Source organism: Brevundimonas sp. (assembly GCF_965278935.1).
GTDB lineage: Bacteria > Pseudomonadota > Alphaproteobacteria > Caulobacterales > Caulobacteraceae > Brevundimonas.
This window is the reverse complement of record NZ_OZ257124.1, coordinates 2,926,816-2,943,068: the sequence shown is the minus strand read 5'-3', so window position 1 is coordinate 2,943,068 and position 16,253 is coordinate 2,926,816. Positions and strand designations below refer to the sequence as shown.

At 68.0% G+C, this 16,253-nt stretch carries 18 protein-coding genes; 7 read left to right on the top strand and 11 right to left on the bottom strand.

The window, feature by feature from the left end; genetic code table 11:
* Positions 1-37: 37 nt before the first annotated feature.
* The 3 genes from ACQY68_RS14680 to chpT all read right to left on the bottom strand — a co-directional run bounded on the left by ACQY68_RS14680 (position 38) and on the right by chpT (position 2,025).
* Positions 38-853 carry a CheR family methyltransferase gene (locus ACQY68_RS14680; protein ID WP_428150327.1) on the bottom strand — a complete coding sequence of 272 codons (816 nt, stop codon included), beginning with the start codon at positions 851-853 and terminating at the stop codon, positions 38-40.
* Positions 854-884: 31 nt separating this feature from the next.
* Positions 885-1,250: a response regulator gene (locus ACQY68_RS14675; protein WP_428152680.1), complete on the bottom strand. Its 366-nt coding sequence runs from the start codon at positions 1,248-1,250 to the stop codon at positions 885-887.
* Positions 1,251-1,344: 94 nt separating this feature from the next.
* Positions 1,345-2,025, bottom strand: coding sequence for a histidine phosphotransferase ChpT (gene chpT, locus ACQY68_RS14670; protein WP_428150325.1), 681 nt, complete (start codon positions 2,023-2,025; stop codon positions 1,345-1,347).
* 96 nt (positions 2,026-2,121) lie between these two features.
* Here chpT and cysQ point away from each other — a divergent pair, with 96 nt between their 5' ends.
* The 3 genes from cysQ to ACQY68_RS14655 all read left to right on the top strand — a co-directional run bounded on the left by cysQ (position 2,122) and on the right by ACQY68_RS14655 (position 4,252).
* Positions 2,122-2,904: a 3'(2'),5'-bisphosphate nucleotidase CysQ gene (cysQ, locus tag ACQY68_RS14665; RefSeq protein WP_428150324.1), complete on the top strand. Its 783-nt coding sequence runs from the start codon at positions 2,122-2,124 to the stop codon at positions 2,902-2,904.
* A gap of 92 nt (positions 2,905-2,996) precedes the next feature.
* Positions 2,997-3,812 carry a hypothetical protein gene (locus ACQY68_RS14660; RefSeq protein WP_428150323.1) on the top strand — a complete coding sequence of 272 codons (816 nt, stop codon included), beginning with the start codon at positions 2,997-2,999 and terminating at the stop codon, positions 3,810-3,812.
* 119 nt (positions 3,813-3,931) lie between these two features.
* Positions 3,932-4,252, top strand: a complete 321-nt coding sequence (locus ACQY68_RS14655; protein ID WP_428150322.1) for a hypothetical protein — start codon at positions 3,932-3,934, stop codon at positions 4,250-4,252.
* Positions 4,253-4,321: 69 nt separating this feature from the next.
* Here the strand turns inward: ACQY68_RS14655 and ACQY68_RS14650 are convergent, their stop codons facing one another.
* On the bottom strand, positions 4,322-5,572 hold the full coding sequence (locus tag ACQY68_RS14650) for a hypothetical protein (RefSeq protein ID WP_428152679.1): 1,251 nt from the start codon (positions 5,570-5,572) through the stop codon (positions 4,322-4,324).
* A 160-nt stretch (positions 5,573-5,732) separates the two neighbouring features.
* Here ACQY68_RS14650 and ACQY68_RS14645 point away from each other — a divergent pair, with 160 nt between their 5' ends.
* A complete protein-coding gene (locus tag ACQY68_RS14645; protein WP_428150321.1) occupies positions 5,733-6,830 on the top strand; it encodes an alkene reductase in 1,098 nt (365 codons plus the stop codon).
* A 4-nt stretch (positions 6,831-6,834) separates the two neighbouring features.
* On the opposite strand, the gene ACQY68_RS14640 is transcribed toward ACQY68_RS14645, so the two are convergent.
* Positions 6,835-8,271, bottom strand: a complete 1,437-nt coding sequence (locus ACQY68_RS14640) for a PLP-dependent aminotransferase family protein (protein WP_428150318.1) — start codon at positions 8,269-8,271, stop codon at positions 6,835-6,837.
* Positions 8,272-8,330: 59 nt separating this feature from the next.
* Here ACQY68_RS14640 and ACQY68_RS14635 point away from each other — a divergent pair, with 59 nt between their 5' ends.
* The gene (locus ACQY68_RS14635; RefSeq protein ID WP_428150316.1) at positions 8,331-8,942 is read left to right on the top strand and encodes a YczE/YyaS/YitT family protein; all 612 of its coding nucleotides are present in this window, start codon (positions 8,331-8,333) and stop codon (positions 8,940-8,942) included.
* On the opposite strand, the gene ACQY68_RS14630 is transcribed toward ACQY68_RS14635, so the two are convergent.
* Complete coding sequence (locus ACQY68_RS14630; protein ID WP_428150314.1) at positions 8,943-9,653, bottom strand: hypothetical protein; 711 nt, start codon at positions 9,651-9,653, stop codon at positions 8,943-8,945.
* A gap of 80 nt (positions 9,654-9,733) precedes the next feature.
* Between ACQY68_RS14630 and ACQY68_RS14625 the strand changes: the two genes are divergently transcribed.
* Positions 9,734-9,940: a hypothetical protein gene (locus ACQY68_RS14625; protein ID WP_428150313.1), complete on the top strand. Its 207-nt coding sequence runs from the start codon at positions 9,734-9,736 to the stop codon at positions 9,938-9,940.
* On the opposite strand, the gene ACQY68_RS14620 is transcribed toward ACQY68_RS14625, so the two are convergent.
* Both ACQY68_RS14620 and ACQY68_RS14615 read right to left on the bottom strand, forming a co-directional pair.
* The gene (locus ACQY68_RS14620) at positions 9,937-11,568 is read right to left on the bottom strand and encodes a peptide chain release factor 3 (RefSeq protein WP_428150312.1); all 1,632 of its coding nucleotides are present in this window, start codon (positions 11,566-11,568) and stop codon (positions 9,937-9,939) included. The two genes, ACQY68_RS14625 and ACQY68_RS14620, sit on opposite strands and share 4 nt — an antisense overlap.
* Positions 11,569-11,601: 33 nt before the next feature.
* On the bottom strand, positions 11,602-13,137 hold the full coding sequence (locus tag ACQY68_RS14615) for a DUF1570 domain-containing protein (protein WP_428150310.1): 1,536 nt from the start codon (positions 13,135-13,137) through the stop codon (positions 11,602-11,604).
* A gap of 303 nt (positions 13,138-13,440) precedes the next feature.
* Here ACQY68_RS14615 and ACQY68_RS14610 point away from each other — a divergent pair, with 303 nt between their 5' ends.
* Entirely contained in the window at positions 13,441-13,635 is a 195-nt protein-coding gene (locus tag ACQY68_RS14610; RefSeq protein ID WP_428150309.1) for a hypothetical protein, read from the top strand.
* 5 nt (positions 13,636-13,640) lie between these two features.
* Here ACQY68_RS14610 and ACQY68_RS14605 read toward each other — a convergent pair whose 3' ends face one another.
* The 3 genes from ACQY68_RS14605 to ACQY68_RS14595 form a co-directional block, all read right to left on the bottom strand.
* Positions 13,641-15,170, bottom strand: coding sequence for a hypothetical protein (locus ACQY68_RS14605; protein ID WP_428150308.1), 1,530 nt, complete (start codon positions 15,168-15,170; stop codon positions 13,641-13,643).
* Positions 15,171-15,247: 77 nt separating this feature from the next.
* Entirely contained in the window at positions 15,248-15,628 is a 381-nt protein-coding gene (locus ACQY68_RS14600) for a hypothetical protein (RefSeq protein WP_428150306.1), read from the bottom strand.
* Positions 15,629-15,874: 246 nt separating this feature from the next.
* On the bottom strand, positions 15,875-16,201 hold the full coding sequence (locus ACQY68_RS14595; protein ID WP_428150304.1) for a DUF1491 family protein: 327 nt from the start codon (positions 16,199-16,201) through the stop codon (positions 15,875-15,877).
* Between the last annotated feature and the right edge of the window lie 52 nt (positions 16,202-16,253).

Below are 16,253 nucleotides of genomic sequence, written 5' to 3'. Positions count from 1 at the left end.
GACCATAGGGGGGCAAGCGGGGCCGTGTCGACCGGGATCAGGCCGCGCGGCTGAGGGCGGAGGGCGCCTTCACGAACAGACCCTTGCGGCCGGTCACGGGACGGAAGGCGACGGTGTCACCCTCGATCCGCTCGTCGGCGCCGATGATCAGGACGCCGTCGTCGATCAGCCGACGTTCCAGGCCGTCCACGACCTGGCCGCGTTTGGCCGGGTCCATCTCCGACAGGACGTTGCGGCACAGGATGACATCGAACTGGGCGCCGTCGGCTGGCGCATCGAGCAGGTTGTGGCGAGCGAACCGGACGGCGTCGCGCAGGGCGGGTTTGGCGACCCAGGCGTCCTCCGCCGGGTCGAACCAGTTGAGCATGGTCTGGGCCGCGAGGCCGCGCTGGATCTCGAAGGCGGTGTAGGCGCCCGAGCGTCCGCGCTCGATCGCACGCTGGGACAGGTCGGTGGCGACGATCTCGACATTGGCCCCGGTGTCCAGAGCGGCCATGGCGAGGGAATAGGGCTCCTGTCCATGCGAGCAGCCGGCGGACCAGACGCGCACCAGACCCTCGGGCCGGGCGCGGGCGATGGCGGGCAGCAACTCGCGGGCGAAGGTGTCGAACACGTTGCGGTCGCGGCGGAACCAGGTCTCGGGATTCAGCAGAGCCTCGATGACGGCCCAGCCCAGGCTCGCGACGGGCTTGGCCCAGAGGCTGGCCAGCATGTCGTCGACGCTGTCGAAACCCTCGCGGCGGGCGACGGGCGCCAGCCGGTGCTCGGCCAGATGTATGCGATCGCGCCCGAGCCGGAAGCCGGCGCGCGAGACCATCAGGGCCTGCAGACGGTCGAAGTCGTCCTGGATCATGTGACAGCTACGGGGCGGGTCATGACCGGTTTCAGACCGCTCCGACTTCAGAGAATTTGGAGTGGAGGATTTCCGAGTCGAACGGCTTCATGACGTAGTCGTCCGCCCCGGCCTGAAGGGCCTCGGCGATGCGGTCCGGGGCCGTCTCGATGGTGCAGAACAGGACCTTGGGCTTGTCGCCGTTGGGACTGGCGCGCAGCCGACGCAGGAAGGTCAGGCCGTCCATCACCGGCATGTTCCAGTCCAGCAGGACGACGTCCGGCATCATGCCGGCGCAATAGGACAGGGCCTCAACGCCGTCCGCCGCCTCGTCGACCTCGAACCCGAGACCTTCCACGATGCGGCGCGCGACCTTCCGGATGATCCGGCTGTCGTCGATGATCAGGCAGGTGCGGATATCCAACGCGGTTGTCTCCCGGCGACTGGAATCACGCGCCGCTTCAACCGCCAATATCGCTTCCGGGCGGTTAACGAGGCGTTGGGATTCGGGATTAAGACGGCATCCGCGCCGTCATGGAGACGCGGCCTTCCACAGCTTCGACCGTGAGCGTTCCGCCCGACTGATCCGCTGTCAGCCACAGCCAGTAGGGCTGGATCCACTGGCCAGCGAGGCCTTCGGTCAGGCGCAGGCCGGCCAGACCCGTCGCCGCCTCGGCCTTGAGGCGGGCTCGCGCGCCCTCGGCCACGCCCTCGATCACCATCTGCGCGCCCTCGCGCCGTACGGCGACCGTGGCCGCACCGCCCATCGGCAGGGCGCCGACGGTCAGATAGGCCAGGTTGACCAGGGCGCGCGCCTGGGGCTTGCCGAAGTCGCCCTCTCCGAGGTTCCAGGCCAGAGTCGCGCGGCCGCCGGCGACGACGTTGTCGACAAGGTCCGTCAGTTCGGCGCCGGTGAACCGCTCGGCGGTCGTGGCGGCCCCGAAGGCGACGCGGCAGAACTGGACCAGGGCGACCATCTTCTTCGCACTGTCGGCGATCAGGCCCATGGCGTCGTCGCGCATGTCCTGGGCCGTCGGGTCGTTGAGCAGGTCGAGGCCCGACATGATCGCGCCCGACGGCGAGATGAAGTCGTGGCAGAGCTTGGCGGCGATCAGGCTGGCCAGTTCCTGGCCGTCGACGGGCAGGGCCGCCGACTGCGAACCAGACTGGGCGGAGAGGGCGGCGTCGGTCATGCGGGGACTGGCTCGTGGAGGACTGCGGATCTGACCGGCACGCTGGCGTGATTTGCCGGTTCGCGAAACCGCCCGCGATGGTCTATCCCCCGGCGAATGAGCGACAGACTGTCTTCCGACCTCGCCTCCGGCGACCTCCACGACCACCTGGCCGAGATCGCGGAGGACGCCGCCGCCGTCATCCTGCCCTTCTGGCGGACGGGCGGAGAGGTCTTCTCCAAGGCCGACGACAGTCCGGTGACCCTGGCGGACCAGAAGGCCGAGGCCCTGATCCTGTCACGGCTCGCGGCCCTCTATCCCGAGGTCCAGGCCGTGGCCGAGGAGCAGTCCGAGGCTGACGGCAAGCCCGAGAGCGCCGCCGAGCGATTCTGGCTGATCGATCCGCTGGACGGGACCAAGGGGTTCATCCAGGGCAAGGAGAGCTTCACCGTCAACATCGCCCTGATCGAGGGCAATCGTCCGACCGTCGGTGTGGTCTCGGCTCCGGCGACGTCCCTGACCTGGCGAACCGCGCCGGGCGGCGGAGCCCAGATGCGCCGATACGGCGACGCCTGGCGAACGATCCGGGTGCGCAACCGGCCGGATGAGGGGTTCGCCCTGCTGAGCCACAGCGTCACCGACGATGAGGCCGCCCGGCTGGCGGCCCGTCACGGCTGCACCCAATGGCAGGGAACGGATTCGTCGCTGAAATTCTGCCTGATCGCCGAGGGCCGGTTCGACGCCTATCCGCGGACCGGTCCGACGATGGAGTGGGATACCGCAGCGGGGCAGGCGGTGCTGGAAGCCGCCGGGGGACGGGTGCTCGGTCACGACGGGCAACCGCTGACCTATGCCAAGCCCGGCTTCCTGAACGGCGCCTTCGTGGCGATGGGCGGGTAGGCGCGGTCGCATGCCGGTCCACCATCGGGGAGTCGCTTCCCGGCGGAAAAAGGCTAAGCTTCACCTTAAGGAAACGCCCCCGGCGGTGAAAAATGAGCCCAGTCCCGATCTACGCCCGTCCCGGGTTCGCCGCCGCCATGCGAAACTCCACCAGCGGCCCGCTGGCCCTGCTGGATGACGATCCCAGCTTCTATCGCTGCATCGGAGACATCCCGACCTACGCGCTGGGGGTCCTGGCGCTTCATCTGCATTCGCTCGACCGGCTGTATCACCGGGGCCTGCAGGAGGTGGCCAAGGATCTGTTCAGCGCCGGCCGGGCGACGGCCATCCTGAAGCGGATGCAGTCCGCCGGTCTGATCGTGCCGCAGGATGCGTTCCAGAGCGGCCGGCAACGCCGCTACGCGCCCGCGCCCGCCATGGTTCAGGCCTTCCGGACCTGTTACCTGATCGAGCTCAAAAGCCTTGCCCTGATCGATCCGCGCCTCGGCGTCCTGGTCGAGACCTATGACGATCCGACGGTCTTCGACAGGATCGTCGGCTTCCTCGCTACGCGGCATCTGGCGGCGCCGGCGCTGGATCAGGAACTGATCGAACCGCTCGGCGGGGTCGGGCGACGGTCGATGGGACTGATGGTCGCCTATTCTCTGGCCGAGGCGGCGTGCGAGGCCGGCTATCCCCGGGCGGAGGGCGTGATCGACCTCAACCTGAGCCGTCTGTCGAAGCGGCTGGGCGTGTCGAGGACCCACGGTCGCCGGGTTCTGAAGATGCTGCACGAGGCGGGACTGACCGCCGATGGCGAAACGCCCGACAAACTGATCCTCACCCCGGCCTTTGCGGACGCCTGCGAGCTCTACTTCTTCGGCATGTTCAGCATTCTGATGGCGGCCGTGGGGTCTGACGATACCTGACGGGACCGGAAAGCGGAGCCTTTCCAATGCTCGCCGCCGCACCGTACCAAAACTGTCCAGTGGACAGCGTTCGGTGAATGCTGAACCTTGGCCGTTCCACTCAACAGGGGGATTTGAAAATGAAACTGCTTCTCGCAACCACGGCTCTGGGCCTGGTGATGGCCGCTGCGGCGGTCGCACCGGCCAGCGCCGAAGCCGACATGGCTCCGGCCGAAGCGCCGGTCTGGATGGCCTCGGTCACCTCGCTCGCCGACGACGGCGGCCTGTCGCTCGTCCAGGACGAGGACGACTGCGAAGACGAGGAAGATGACGAAGAGGATGACGAGGACGAGGACGAGGAAGACAACGAGGACGAAGACGAAGACGAGGATGAAGACGACGAGGACGAAGAAGACGACGAGGACGAAGACGAGGATTGCGACGCTGACGAACTGGCCTGATCGCCAGTCGGTCGGTTGACGCAGGGGCGGCGATCCGGGGGGATCGCCGCCCTTATTTCTTGTCCGTGGTCAGACCCGGGCGGGCAGACCCGTCATCAGATCGCTGGCGCGGTCGGCGATGACCGGAACGCCGTGGTCGCGGGCGGCCTCGGCGGCTTCGGCGAGGACGAAGGCGGCCTGGTCCGGGTCGGAGCCCATCAACTCGCTACGGGCGATCATCAGACGGGCCATCGCGATCTGGTCGACGGCCCAGTCGACGGCTGCGGGAACGACCGTGCGGTCGGCCAGGCGGCGACGCACGCGGGTCTCGATCTTCGTCAGTTCGGTCAGATCGCCGGCGGCGGCGGCCGCGTCGATTTCGCGCGCGACCATCAGGTCCAGAGCGAGGGCGCCCAGGATCGTGCCCTGGCCTGTCGTCAGGGCGACGCACTGGCGGATCGGCTCGATGGCGGTGGCGGGGTCGATGGAGCGGGCGATCTGGATGGCGACCCAGTCCAGCGGGCTGTGGTCGACGAAGAACTGGTCGGCGGCGGCGTCGAACATCTCGTGGCCGGTGTTCATCGCCGCATCGTCATTGGCCATGGCGGCCAGAGCCGAGAGGCCGGCGGCGCACAGGGCCAGCGCCCGGGCACGCGTGAGGGGGCGGGTGTCCGGCGACGAGGCCTCGATCAGGGCGGTCAGGTCGCGCCCGGCCTGATCCAGCAGACGGGCGTCGCGCTGGAGGATGCCGCCTTCGAGCGCAAGAGCGGCGGCGTCGAGGCGCAGGTCGTCGGCCTCGAGCGGATTGTGTCTTGTCAGGGCATGCAAGGCCGCGTCCATCAGGGCGGCGGCGTCCTGACGGTCGTTGGCTTTCTCGCTCAGCCGGGCCTGACGGGCGCGGATGCGGGCATGGACGCCGGCGCATGAGGCGAGGGTCGGCAACCGTTTCGAGGTCGCGTCGCGCGCCATTTCGGCCGCCTGGACCACGGCGTCGCGGTCGCCGAAGAGGTCGAACCTGGTGATCAGGGCCTGGGCGCCGGCCAGCAGGGCGCGGGCGCGTTCGTCCTCGGTGCGGGCGGACTTCAGGGCGTCTTCGGCGGTGGCCAGGGCGCGGACGATACTGTCGGGGGCGCCGCTGCGGCGAGCATGCTCGCGCCACAGGATCGAGGCGCGCCGCCAGGTCGGTGAGGGTTGGGAGCAGGAGACCCGACCGCCGTCGGTGGTCAACGATCTGGCCTCGCGCGCCAGCAGGTTGACGCCGATCAGCTCCAGCCAGCCCAGGTCGTCGCTTTCGCGCGCCTGCACGAAGAGCTTTCTCAGATCCTTGCCGAACTCGAACATGGCCACGTCGTCACTCTCCGCGCGTCCCGGATCGGGACCGTCTCAGGCGTTCGCTTCCTTGTCTAGCAAACCCGACGCCGCGACCCGGTTCCACTCCGGCCTGTTGCGCCGCATGCGACAGGCGCCTACCTGATCCGGACCGCAACACCAGGTGTTTCACATGACGACTCTCTTCGACCCCATCGACCTCGGCGCGATCCATCTCGAAAACCGGATCGCGATGGCCCCCCTGACCCGCAGCCGGGCGATCGAGGGCGAGGTCCCGAACCCGCTGGCGGTCGAATACTATGCCCAGCGCGCCTCGACGGGCCTGATCGTCTCGGAAGCCACCCAGATCAGCCAGCAGGGTCAGGGTTACCCCAACACGCCCGGCATCTTCACCGACGCCCAGGTCGCCGGCTGGAAGGCCATTACCGAGGCGGTGCACGCCAGGGGCGGCAAGATCGTCGCCCAGCTTTGGCACGTGGGCCGTGTGTCGATCCCCGACTATCAGCCCGACGGCGGCCAGGCGGTCGCCCCGTCAGCCATCGCGGCGGTCGGCAATGCGATGAAGCGCGACTTCTCCCTGACGCCGTTCGAGATCCCCCGCGCCCTGACGGTCGATGAGATCAAGGCCATCGTCGCGGACTATGCCCATGCCGCCGAGATGGCGAAGAAGGCCGGCTTCGACGGGGTCGAGGTGCACGGCGCCAACGGCTATCTGATCGACCAATTCCTCAAGGACGGCTCCAACCAGCGCGACGACAGCTACGGCGGTTCGGTCGAGAACCGGTCGCGCTTCCTGCTCGACGTCGTCGCCGCCGTCGTCGCCGTCTGGGGCGCGGATCGGGTCGGAGTGCGTCTGTCGCCGTCCAACGGGTCGAACGGAACGCGGGATTCCGATCCGGAGACGATCTTCGTCCATGCGGCCGGCGCCCTGAAGCCCTTCGGCCTGGCCTATCTGCACATCATCGAGGGCGAGCCCGGTACGCCGATGGCCAGCTGGGAAGGCGCGCCGAAGCTGGCGGCGAAGATGCGCGAGGCCTTCGGCGGTCCCGTGATGCTGAACGGCGGCCTGACCCGCGAACTGGCCGAAGCCGCCCTCGCCGAGGGTCGCGCCGACCTGATCAGTTCGGGCGTGCCTGTCCTGTCCAACCCCGACCTGGTCGAGCGCTGGAAGCAGAACGCGCCGCTGAATGCGCCTGACAAGGCCACTTTCTACGGTGGCGGAGCCAAGGGCTACACCGACTATCCGTTCCTCGACACGGTCGAGGCGTAGGCTTTCAGAACACGTCCGGCTCCGGCGCCCTGGCGCGTCGGGGCGGGCGGTCGCCGATGCGACTCCAGGCTTCGGCCAGGGCGTCGACCGCCCCTTCGAGTTCCGCCTCGGGCAGGCAGTAGGGCAGGCGGACGAAGCGGTCGAACGCGCCGTCGACGCCGAAGCGCGTGCCCGGTGCGATGATGACCCCGGACTTTTGAGCCTCGACGACGAGAGCGCCGACCACCGGGCGAGGCAGGGCGACCCATAGCGACAGACCGCCGGTCGGGCGGGTCGTTCGCCAGTCGGGCAGAACCTTGTGAAGCCGGGCATGCAGGGCGGCCTCACGCGCGGCCAGGGCGGCGCGGCGTTCGACGACGGGCGTCTGGTCCCCGGCCAGCAGGTGGGCGGCGGCGAGTTGCTCGATGACAGCGGCGCCCAGGTCGAGAGAGGCGCGGGCCCGGACGGCGGCGTCCGCGACCTCCGTTTCCGCCCGCATCCAGCCGATCCTCAGGCCGCCCCACCAGGTCTTGCTCATCGAGCCGATGCGGACGACGTGAGGACCGGCCGCGGCGGGCGGCGGGGGCGGCCGGTCGAACCACAGTTCCCGCTGGGTGTCGTCCATGACCATCAGGGCGCCGACCCGGGCGACGGCCCTGGCCACGGTGGCCTCGTCCTCGGCGGCCATCACGTGGCCGGTCGGGTTCTGGTGGGCCCCCAGCAGATAGACCAGCCGGGGACGGACCCGCTCGATGGTGGAGACCAGTCCGTCGATGTCCCAGCCCGCAGAGGTCAGGGCCACGGGCGCCGGCCGCATGCCTGCACGGACGATGGCCTCGATGGCGTGGGGATAGGTGGGGTGGTCGATCACCACCACATCCCCCGGCCGACCGAAGGCGCGCAGCAGGATGGCGAGACCGTTCTGGGCGCCGGCCGTGACCACGATCTGGTCGGGCGTCGTCGGCAGGCCCGCGCGATCATAGGCCTCGGCCGCCGCGCGCCTGAGGGGCAGCAGGCCGACGGGATCATAGCCATGGCCCGGCAAGTGGGCCGGCAGCGAGTCCAGCGCTCGCGCATAGGCGGCGTGGACATGCGCTCCGGCGGGAAGGACCGCCGTCGCCATGTTCACCACCTCCGGGCCCGGAGCGACGTGGAACAGGCCTTCGAGCCTTTCAGCGCGGCGGAAGGGCAGGGCGGTATAGGTCCCGGCGCCAACGCGGCTGGTCAGGAAGCCATCTGCGCGCAGCCGGTCCATGGCCGCGCTGACCGTGATGCGGCTAACGCCCAGGGCCTCGGCCAGACGACGCTCTCCGGGCAGGCGGGCGTCGAGCGGCAGGCGGCCGTCCAGCACAAGGCCCTTCAAGGCATCGGCGAGACTGCGATAGGCGACGTCCTCGGCGCCGGACGCGCGCCAGTCGCCGAGGTGGCGGGAGAGGCTGTTGAGGTTGACGACGCCGGACATGAGGCCACCGTCGCCAAAGTGGCTATGGATTACAAGGCCGGTTGTTCTAGCCTGGCCGCATGTTCATCCGTCGCTTCATCCAGCTCCAGATCGGCCTGCTCCTGTACGGAGCGTCGCTCGCCCTCATGGTCCGGGCCGACCTCGGGCTGAATCCGTGGAGCGTCTTCCATCAGGGCCTGTCAGAGATGACAGGGATCAGCCTGGGGCTGGTGGTCAATATCGTCGGGGCGCTGGTGTTGTTGATCTGGATCCCGCTGAGGCAGAAGCCGGGCGTGGGGACAATCTGCAACGTGCTGGTGATCGGCACGGCGGCGGATGTCAGCCTGCATTTCCTGCCGGAAATCCATGGGCTGCCGCTGCAGATCGGGTTTCTGGTCGGGGCCATCCTGCTGAACGGGGTGGCGACCGGGGCCTATATCGGTGCGGGCCTGGGACCGGGGCCGCGAGACGGGCTGACGACCGGGGGCGTGCGCCTGACCGGGTGGGAAGTGCGCTGGGTGCGGATGGCGATCGAGGGGCTGGTCCTCGTCATGGGCTGGATTCTGGGCGGCACGATCGGGGTCGGCACGGTGGCCTACGCCCTGTCGAACGGGCCGCTGCTGCAGATCTTCCTGCCGATGTTCGAAATCAGGCCCCGGACGGCGCCGATCCCCGCGCCCGTCACGCCCTGACTACGAGCCGAACTGAGCGTTTTCGGGCACATCGGCGAGCCGGCAGAAATTCCACAGATCGTCTTCGGCCGCATCGACGTCGTCGCCGAAGCGGGCGGTGCGCTTGATCTGATCGGTGCCGAGCACCTCGTAGGTGACGTTATAGGCGCCGGCGTCGCCGCCCATCTCGGTCCGGCAGCGCTGCGCTTCGCCCCAGCTGTTGGGGCCGGTCTGGAGGAACTGGCCGGGTTCGCAGCCGCCGAAGTCGATCTTGAAGGAGGTCGGTGTCAGGAAGGCGAGGTCGCCTTCGCCGGGCCAGACCTGATCGCAGTCCTTGTCGCCGCGGACATAGTAGCCGAGCGTCATGGGGATGGGGGCCGGCTCGGTCTCGCCGGGCGCGAGGGTGACGCCGGTCGGCTGTTCGGCGGTCTCGGTGGGCTCCTCGGTGGTGTCGCCCAGCAGGTCTTCGAGGGTCCGGTCGGCCGCCGTCGTCTGCGGGGGCGAGGTCTGGGGGCGGGCGGGTTGCGGGCGGGCCGTTTGCGGGCGCTCGGCGGCGCTGAGAGGCGGCTGGGCGTTGGGACGCGGCGTCAGGGTCGATTGCGCCGGCGCGGTGTTCAGCGACCGGGTCGTCGCTGAGCTTGGGCTTTGCTGGGCCGAAGCGGCGCCGGCCAGCAGCAGGGCGGCGGCCGCCAGGGCCAAGGCTGTTCCGCAGGTCTTCGTTCGTCCGTTCATGTCGTCCTTTCGAGCAGACCCGGACGACAAAACGAAGGCGGACGGCTAGGGTTCAGCCCTAAATCACCTGACGGAAGATGATGAGCGCCAAAGGTCCCTACAGATTCAGGCTGCTGCACGTCGTCGATGTGCTGGCCGCGATCTGCATCGTCTTTGTGTTCGTGGGCCTCGCATGGCTCGACCTGCCGTGGATCAGCGCGCGCGCCAACCCGATGCCGATCCTGGTCCTGTTCGGCCTGTTCGTCGGCTATCTTTGGCTGCGGGAAGGCGTGCTGACGAAGCTCTAGCCGCGTTCCTTCGTTTTGGTGAAGGCCACCTTGGGGAAGCGCTCCATCACGTAGCCGGTCTCCCAGCTCGACTTGGCGAGGAAGACCGGGGCCTGGTCGATGTCGCGGGCCATCTGGCCGCGGTATTTGGACATGAAGTCCTCGACGTCGGCTTTATCGCCGTCGATCCAGCGGGCCTCGGCATAAGGGCTGTGCTCGAAGATGACCTCCAGCCCGTATTCCTCGCCGAGCCGGTCGGCCATGACCTCGAACTGAAGCTGGCCCACGGCGCCGACGATGAAGTCCGCGCCGATCTCCGGGCGGAACAGCTGGGTGACGCCCTCTTCGGCCAAGCCGTCTAGCGCCTTCTTCAGGTGCTTGGCCTTGAGCGGATCCTTGACTCGCACGCGCTGGAGGATTTCCGGGGCGAAGTTGGGCAGGCCGGCAAAGCGGATCAGGCCGCTTTCCGACAGGCTGTCGCCAACGCGCAGAACGCCGTGGTTGGGTATGCCGATCACATCGCCGGCGAAGGCGTCGTCGGCCAGTTCGCGGTCCGAGGCGAAGAACATGATGGGGGCGTTCACCGACAGCTGTTTGCCGGTGTTCTGGACCTTCAGCTTCATGCCGCGCTTGAAGCTGCCCGAGGCCATGCGGAACATGGCGATCCGGTCGCGGTGGTTGGGGTCCATGTTGGCCTGGACCTTGAAGACGAAGCCGGTGACCTCGGCGTTGCCGGGCTCGACGGTCAGTTCGACGGGAGCCGGGGCGTTGCGGGTCTCGGGCGGAGCTTCCTTGCGGGCCGGCATGGTCTTGGGCGGCGGGGCCCACTCGCCGATGGCGGCCAGCAGTTCGTCGATGCCGAAGTGGCGGAGCGCCGAACCCCAGAGGACGGGCGTCATATGGCCTTCGAGGAAGGACTGGCGATCAAACGCGGGGTAACCGCCCTCGACCAGTTCCTGCGCGTCCATCAGGGCCTGAAGCTCGCCCGCCTCGAAGTACTCGCCGGCGTCGGCGAGCGGAAGGGCGGCCGGGTGGGGGACGTCCTCCTTCGAACCGGCGGGCTTCTTGGCGTAGGGCTGGAACTTGCCGGTGCCCATCTCGACCATGCCGCGCAGGCGGTTGCCGCTCTCGGCCGGCCACCAGATCGGAGATGGGTCGAGCTGGAGGCGCGAGGCAATCTCGTCCAGCAGGGCCATCGGGTCCTGGGCCTCGCGGTCCAGCTTGTTGATGAAGGTGATGATCGGGATGTCGCGCAGTCGACAGACCTCGAACAGCTTCAGCGTCTGGGGCTCGATCCCCTTGGCGGCGTCCAGCACCATGATGGCGCAGTCGGCGGCGGTCAGGGTGCGATAGGTGTCTTCCGAGAAGTCCTCGTGCCCGGGCGTGTCGAGCAGGTTGAACATCTTGCCGTCGTGCTCGAACGTCATGACCGAGGCGGAGACGGAAATGCCGCGCTCCTTCTCGATCTTCATCCAGTCGGACTGGGTGCGCCGGTTCTCGCCGCGCGCCCGCACCGCGCCGGCCGCCCGGATGGCGCCGCCGGACAGCAGGATATGCTCCGTCAGCGTCGTCTTGCCGGCGTCGGGGTGCGCGATGATGGCGAAGGTCCTGCGGCGCAGGGCCTCCTGTTCGAGGGTCAGTTTCGACATGGGGGCGGGAGGTAGCGCGCGACGGCCCGAAAGTCACGCAGGCGGCGGGGTTGGCTCCGTGTCCGGCTCGTCGACGTCGCTTGCCGGATCGTCCTCAGGCGGCCGCCCACCGCGGGCGCGTGCGATCAGATCACGCGCCAGCTCGACCGTCCGTCCGCCGTGCGGCGAACGCGCCAGCGGTGTCAGGACATAGACGGCCTCGTCGGGCTTGTCGGTCAGCATCAGGGCGCGCCCGAAGCCGAGCCGGATGGCGGGTAGCTGGGGGGCGAACTGGTAGGCGTAGGTCCAGGTCTGGATGTCGTTAGGGTTGGGGTAGTTGGCCGCGCCGACCCGCGTCTGGGCGAGCAGAAGCAGGGTCTGGTAGTTGCGACGGTCGGCAGCGAAGGCGCGGCCGAGGAAGGCGCGAGCCTCGGCGATCCGGGTGTCGCGCGTTTCCGGTTCCTCCCTCGCCTCCGCCATGCGCCGGGTGGCCATCAGTTGCAGCGCCTCGACGTTGACCGGGTCGGCTTCAAGAAGGCGGGTCAGGATGGCTTCGCCCGCCGCCGCGTCACCGAAATGGATCTCGGCGTGACCGAGCTGAAGTTGGGCGAAAGAGTCGTCCGGGTAGCGGGCCGCGAGGGTGCGAACCAAGGCGACGGTGGCGGCGCGTTGGTCGTCGGCCACGCCGACCTTGAGCCTCTGGCCCACCAAGAGGAGGTCATCGGCCGAGCGCGGCAGGGCGGTGACAGTAATCTCCGGCTGGGGGAAATCGGCCTGGTAGCGGGTGAAGGGCAAGCCCGACGTAATGTGGGCGCGCAGGGCGACGCGCAGTTCCTCCAGCGACAGACCGGTCGCGCGCTGGATGGCCTCGACGGGATCGCCGCCGTTCCCAAGATCGGCGAGATAGACGCGCAACTGACGGCCCCGGGCCTCGTCGCTGAGGAACCAGTGGGTCAGGAGCCAGGCCATCGGATAGTAGGTCGCGCGGGCGCCCGAGCCGCGCACATCCGCGAACCTCAGGGTCAGCAGGTCCGAGAGCGGCGTCGCGTTGTTCTGCGTCAGGGTGGCAACCCGGCCGGTATTGGCCCGCCCCACCTCGACGGAGCCTGCGCTGATCTCGGCGGTCATGAAGTATTCGGCGAGGCCTTCCACCAGCCAGGCCGGATAGCCGGTCGCGAACTCGTTCTGGAAGAAGAAGTGGTGGGCGTACTCGTGCAACATATAGTCGTCATCGTCGCCGCGAACGGCGATGGCGAAGATGTCTTCTTCGGTCGGGAAGTAGGTTCCGGCCACCAAGGCCGAGGCGTTCGGAGTGACCTGCTGGATGCCTGCGCGACCGTCGACCAGATAGATCGGAAGCTTGCGCATCGGCGCATCGTCCGGCGAGCGGCCGAAGCGGGCTCGAAGCAGCCAGTCATAGGTCTCCAGCTTGCGTACGTAGTCGCGCAGCTCGCGCTCGCCGCCCTGCGAGTAGACAATAAACCGGGGGCTCTCCGCCCTGCGCCATTCGGCGTGCGCCGGGACGGCAGCGGCGACCAGGGTCAAGGCGGCGGCCATCGCGCCGATCAGGGTCCGCAGGGATTTCGACACTCTTCTCAACTCCTGAGCTCAACCGGACGCGTCACAGCCACAGACGGTTCTGACGCAAATTGGCTCCGGGAGGCCGCCATGCCTGCAAACAGAAGTCTCATCGCGAACTCCCTCTCAACGATACACCCTGTGGTGGTGACACGCGATGGTCAGGAACGTACAGCGTCGCTGCTGGAAAGCCTGTCCACTGCGAAGATTGTGCTCTTCATCCTCCGCTCTCAAAGGTGTGTCGAGAAACGGCCGAGAATCCCCTCGCCAAGCAGGGTCTTTGGAGTCATCCTCCGATTGCGAGACGTTCCGGACATGAGCCGGACGCCGCAGGGAAAGGAAACGGCTATGGCTTTGCTGGATTCAGCACACCGCGTTTCGAAGGTCCGCGCTCCGTCCAGACACTTCACGGAGCGTGAGATTCATCCGGCGATTTGCCTGCTTTCGGGCTTCGGCGTGATCATCGGGGCGGCGGCCTTCGTGCATGTGGTGTTCAACGTCCTGATGTAGGGACGTCAGTCGGCGGCCTCGGTCTCCTCGACCGCAGGCGGCGCCTCCGTCGAGACCGGCTCGAGGCCAGCGCGTTCGCGCGCCTGCGCCAGCAGGTCGCGCACAGAGCCGAGGTCTCCGCCGTCGTGCGGGTTGTTCGCCAGCGGCGACAGGACCATCACCGCCTCAAGATATTTCTCCTTGGCCATCAGGACCTGCGCGGCCCGCATCGCCGTCGAACCCAGCTGGGGCGCAAGACGGTAGGCGCTCTCGGCGATCGTCAGGTCGTTATCGCTCGGGTAGCCGGGCGCCCCTTGGCGATTCCGCGACATGGCCATGTAGATCCTGAAGTCGAAGGGGTCGGCGTTGTAGGCGGCGCCCAGCCGGCGCAGGGCCTGACGCATCAGCGTCGCGCGCGCGGCCTCGTCATCCGTGTCGTCGGCGACATCCATCTCCGCAGTGGCCATCAGCCAAAGGGCTTCAGCGTCGGCGGGGTCGGCAGCCACGACGGCTTCGAGCGTCGTGATCGCCTCGGTGGGCAGGTCGGCCTCGACGAGGTATTTGGCCAGGGTCACCGTCGGCAGCCGCTCGCCCGGATGCCGCGCCGCCATCGCGCGAACCCGCTGAAGCAGGGCGTCGCTGTCGTCGCCCAACGAACGCATCGAGCGCAGGTCCAGCCAGATCGCGTCCTTGGTGCTGGCCGGCAAGGTCGTCACGGTCACCTCCGCCACCGGCAGGGCATGCGTCAGGGTGTAGACCGTCACCCCGCGTCCGAGATAAGCGCGCAGACTGGTCGTCAGTTGTTCCGGCGACTGGCCCGTCTGCGCCTCGAAGGCCGCCACAGACTCTTCGCCCCGTCCGACGGCGGCCAGATAGGCGCTGAACTGGCGTTGCCGCTCCGGCGTCCCGTTCATGTAGTGGGTCAGCAGCCAGGCTTGGGCGTAGTAGGCGGAGCCCTGCCGGGAGCCCAGATTGGGGCGGGCGCTCAACACGGTCCGCATCGGGACCCAGTTGTTGGTCTGGGCGAGAGAGTTCAGTCGGCCTTCACTCCACAGACCGTACCGGATGCGCCCCATGCGCAGGTCCGAGGGGGCCAGGTATTCGGCGAACCCCTCCACGAACCAGGCCGGGTAGGCCTCGTTGTGATACTGGAACATGTAGTGGTGGGCGTATTCGTGGAACAGGATCGTGTCATTGTTCTCGTTGCTCAGATCGACCACCGCATAGATCCGGCCGTCATTGCGGCTGTAGAAGCCGCCGACCGTCGTCGGAACGCCGGGCCAGACCTGCCGCATCGTCGCATTGTTCGCCGCCAGATAGATCCAGAGCTTCGGCGCTTGCAGATCGTCGCTGTTCGGCGGCATGAACATCTCCAGCATCTCGTGGAAGCGTTCGACCTTGCGAGCATACTCTGTGATGTCGCCGCGGCTGACCTCGCCCTGGATGACGAAATGCTCGGTCTCGGCGCGCAGGAAGTCCGCGCGGGCCGGCGCGGCGGCGCAGAGGATGAGTGCCAGGGCGAACGAAAGCGTCCGCAGGGCGACCGAGATACGCATGGCTTAACTCCCCGAGAGGTTTTCAACCTAGCGGGGCGTGCGTCCGGTAGACAAGCGCAGGCGTGGTCCGTCGGGCCTCAGGCCGCCATCCGGCCCCAGACGGCGCGGTCCGCGGAGACGGCGTCCAGCTTGCCCTTGCCACCGCGCTGCTGAAGCTGGCGCATGACCGTCTCGGGAAGGGCGCAGAACAGGGGTTCGACGAGGGCGGGATCGCAATCGGTCTCGGGCGCGGCGAACAGGGCGGCGTTCACTTCCGGCGAGCGGTCGTGGATCAGCCAGGCCAGACGGCGGGCGCGTTCCGGATCGTTCCGGTGCAGCAGCGGGTCCTCGGCAAACAGTTCGCAGCCGAGTTCCATCAGGTAGTCGAAGCCCAGCTTCTCGAACCGGCGCGCATCGGCCGACGTGACCGGGGAGGCCTCGTTCAGGTCGAAGACGACATCGTTCATGAGAAACAGCATGCGGGGCACTCGCCTGACGTCGACGTTTATCGCCGACACCGTGACCCTATGCCCGAGTGGTTTTCGATCCGGTTCCCGAACGTCGTTAAGGATTTGCGACCGGGAGATCAGGCGTAGCCGAGCGCCGCGAACCGTATCCTGAGCCACCAGAAGCACAGTCCGGCCATCAAGGCGATCACCCCGAACAGGACCCAGCCGACCCGGGTTTTCTGCGCTCGGCTTGCCGAAGGACAGGCGTTTAACTGGTCAAACCTGAATCTTCTCGACGATGAAATTCCGCCCCTGCCTGTCCTCGATCTCGACGACCCAGAGGTCGGGGTCGTATCCGCGCTGGCGCTCTATAAAGGCGTCGATCTCGCTCTCATTGCCTTGCACCGGCTGGATCCAGAGGCGATCGCCGTCCTGGCCGAAGGCCTCGGTGAAGACCTGCGCCGTCCGTTCCGACGTATTGTAGGCCTTCACGATCACGGTTCCGGCACGCGCGTCGCCCCGGCGGACGACGGTCGCATTGGCCCCCTCGATCTGGGCGCGGCGGATCAGGGCGCCGACCCACAGGTCTGAGTTCAGAAGCAAATCGGTAACCCTGCCTGGAAACGGGACCGGAACGACGTGGCGCTACGGTGGG

Bases quoted from the DNA above. Each gene is read 5' to 3' on its own strand.
- ACQY68_RS14680 (WP_428150327.1), bottom strand. From the start codon at position 853: ATGATCCAGGACGACTTCGACCGTCTGCAGGCCCTGATGGTCTCGCGC.
- ACQY68_RS14625 (WP_428150313.1), top strand. From the start codon at position 9,734: ATGAGCGCCAAAGGTCCCTACAGATTCAGGCTGCTGCACGTCGTCGAT.
- cysQ (WP_428150324.1), top strand. From the start codon at position 2,122: ATGAGCGACAGACTGTCTTCCGACCTCGCCTCCGGCGACCTCCACGAC.
- ACQY68_RS14660 (WP_428150323.1), top strand. From the start codon at position 2,997: ATGAGCCCAGTCCCGATCTACGCCCGTCCCGGGTTCGCCGCCGCCATG.
- ACQY68_RS14635 (WP_428150316.1), top strand. From the start codon at position 8,331: ATGTTCATCCGTCGCTTCATCCAGCTCCAGATCGGCCTGCTCCTGTAC.
- ACQY68_RS14650 (WP_428152679.1), bottom strand. From the start codon at position 5,572: ATGTTCGAGTTCGGCAAGGATCTGAGAAAGCTCTTCGTGCAGGCGCGC.
- ACQY68_RS14630 (WP_428150314.1), bottom strand. From the start codon at position 9,653: ATGAACGGACGAACGAAGACCTGCGGAACAGCCTTGGCCCTGGCGGCC.
- ACQY68_RS14600 (WP_428150306.1), bottom strand. From the start codon at position 15,628: ATGCTGTTTCTCATGAACGATGTCGTCTTCGACCTGAACGAGGCCTCC.
- chpT (WP_428150325.1), bottom strand. From the start codon at position 2,025: ATGACCGACGCCGCCCTCTCCGCCCAGTCTGGTTCGCAGTCGGCGGCC.
- ACQY68_RS14645 (WP_428150321.1), top strand. From the start codon at position 5,733: ATGACGACTCTCTTCGACCCCATCGACCTCGGCGCGATCCATCTCGAA.
- ACQY68_RS14610 (WP_428150309.1), top strand. From the start codon at position 13,441: ATGAGCCGGACGCCGCAGGGAAAGGAAACGGCTATGGCTTTGCTGGAT.
- ACQY68_RS14640 (WP_428150318.1), bottom strand. From the start codon at position 8,271: ATGTCCGGCGTCGTCAACCTCAACAGCCTCTCCCGCCACCTCGGCGAC.
- ACQY68_RS14655 (WP_428150322.1), top strand. From the start codon at position 3,932: ATGAAACTGCTTCTCGCAACCACGGCTCTGGGCCTGGTGATGGCCGCT.
- ACQY68_RS14620 (WP_428150312.1), bottom strand. From the start codon at position 11,568: ATGTCGAAACTGACCCTCGAACAGGAGGCCCTGCGCCGCAGGACCTTC.
- ACQY68_RS14605 (WP_428150308.1), bottom strand. From the start codon at position 15,170: ATGCGTATCTCGGTCGCCCTGCGGACGCTTTCGTTCGCCCTGGCACTC.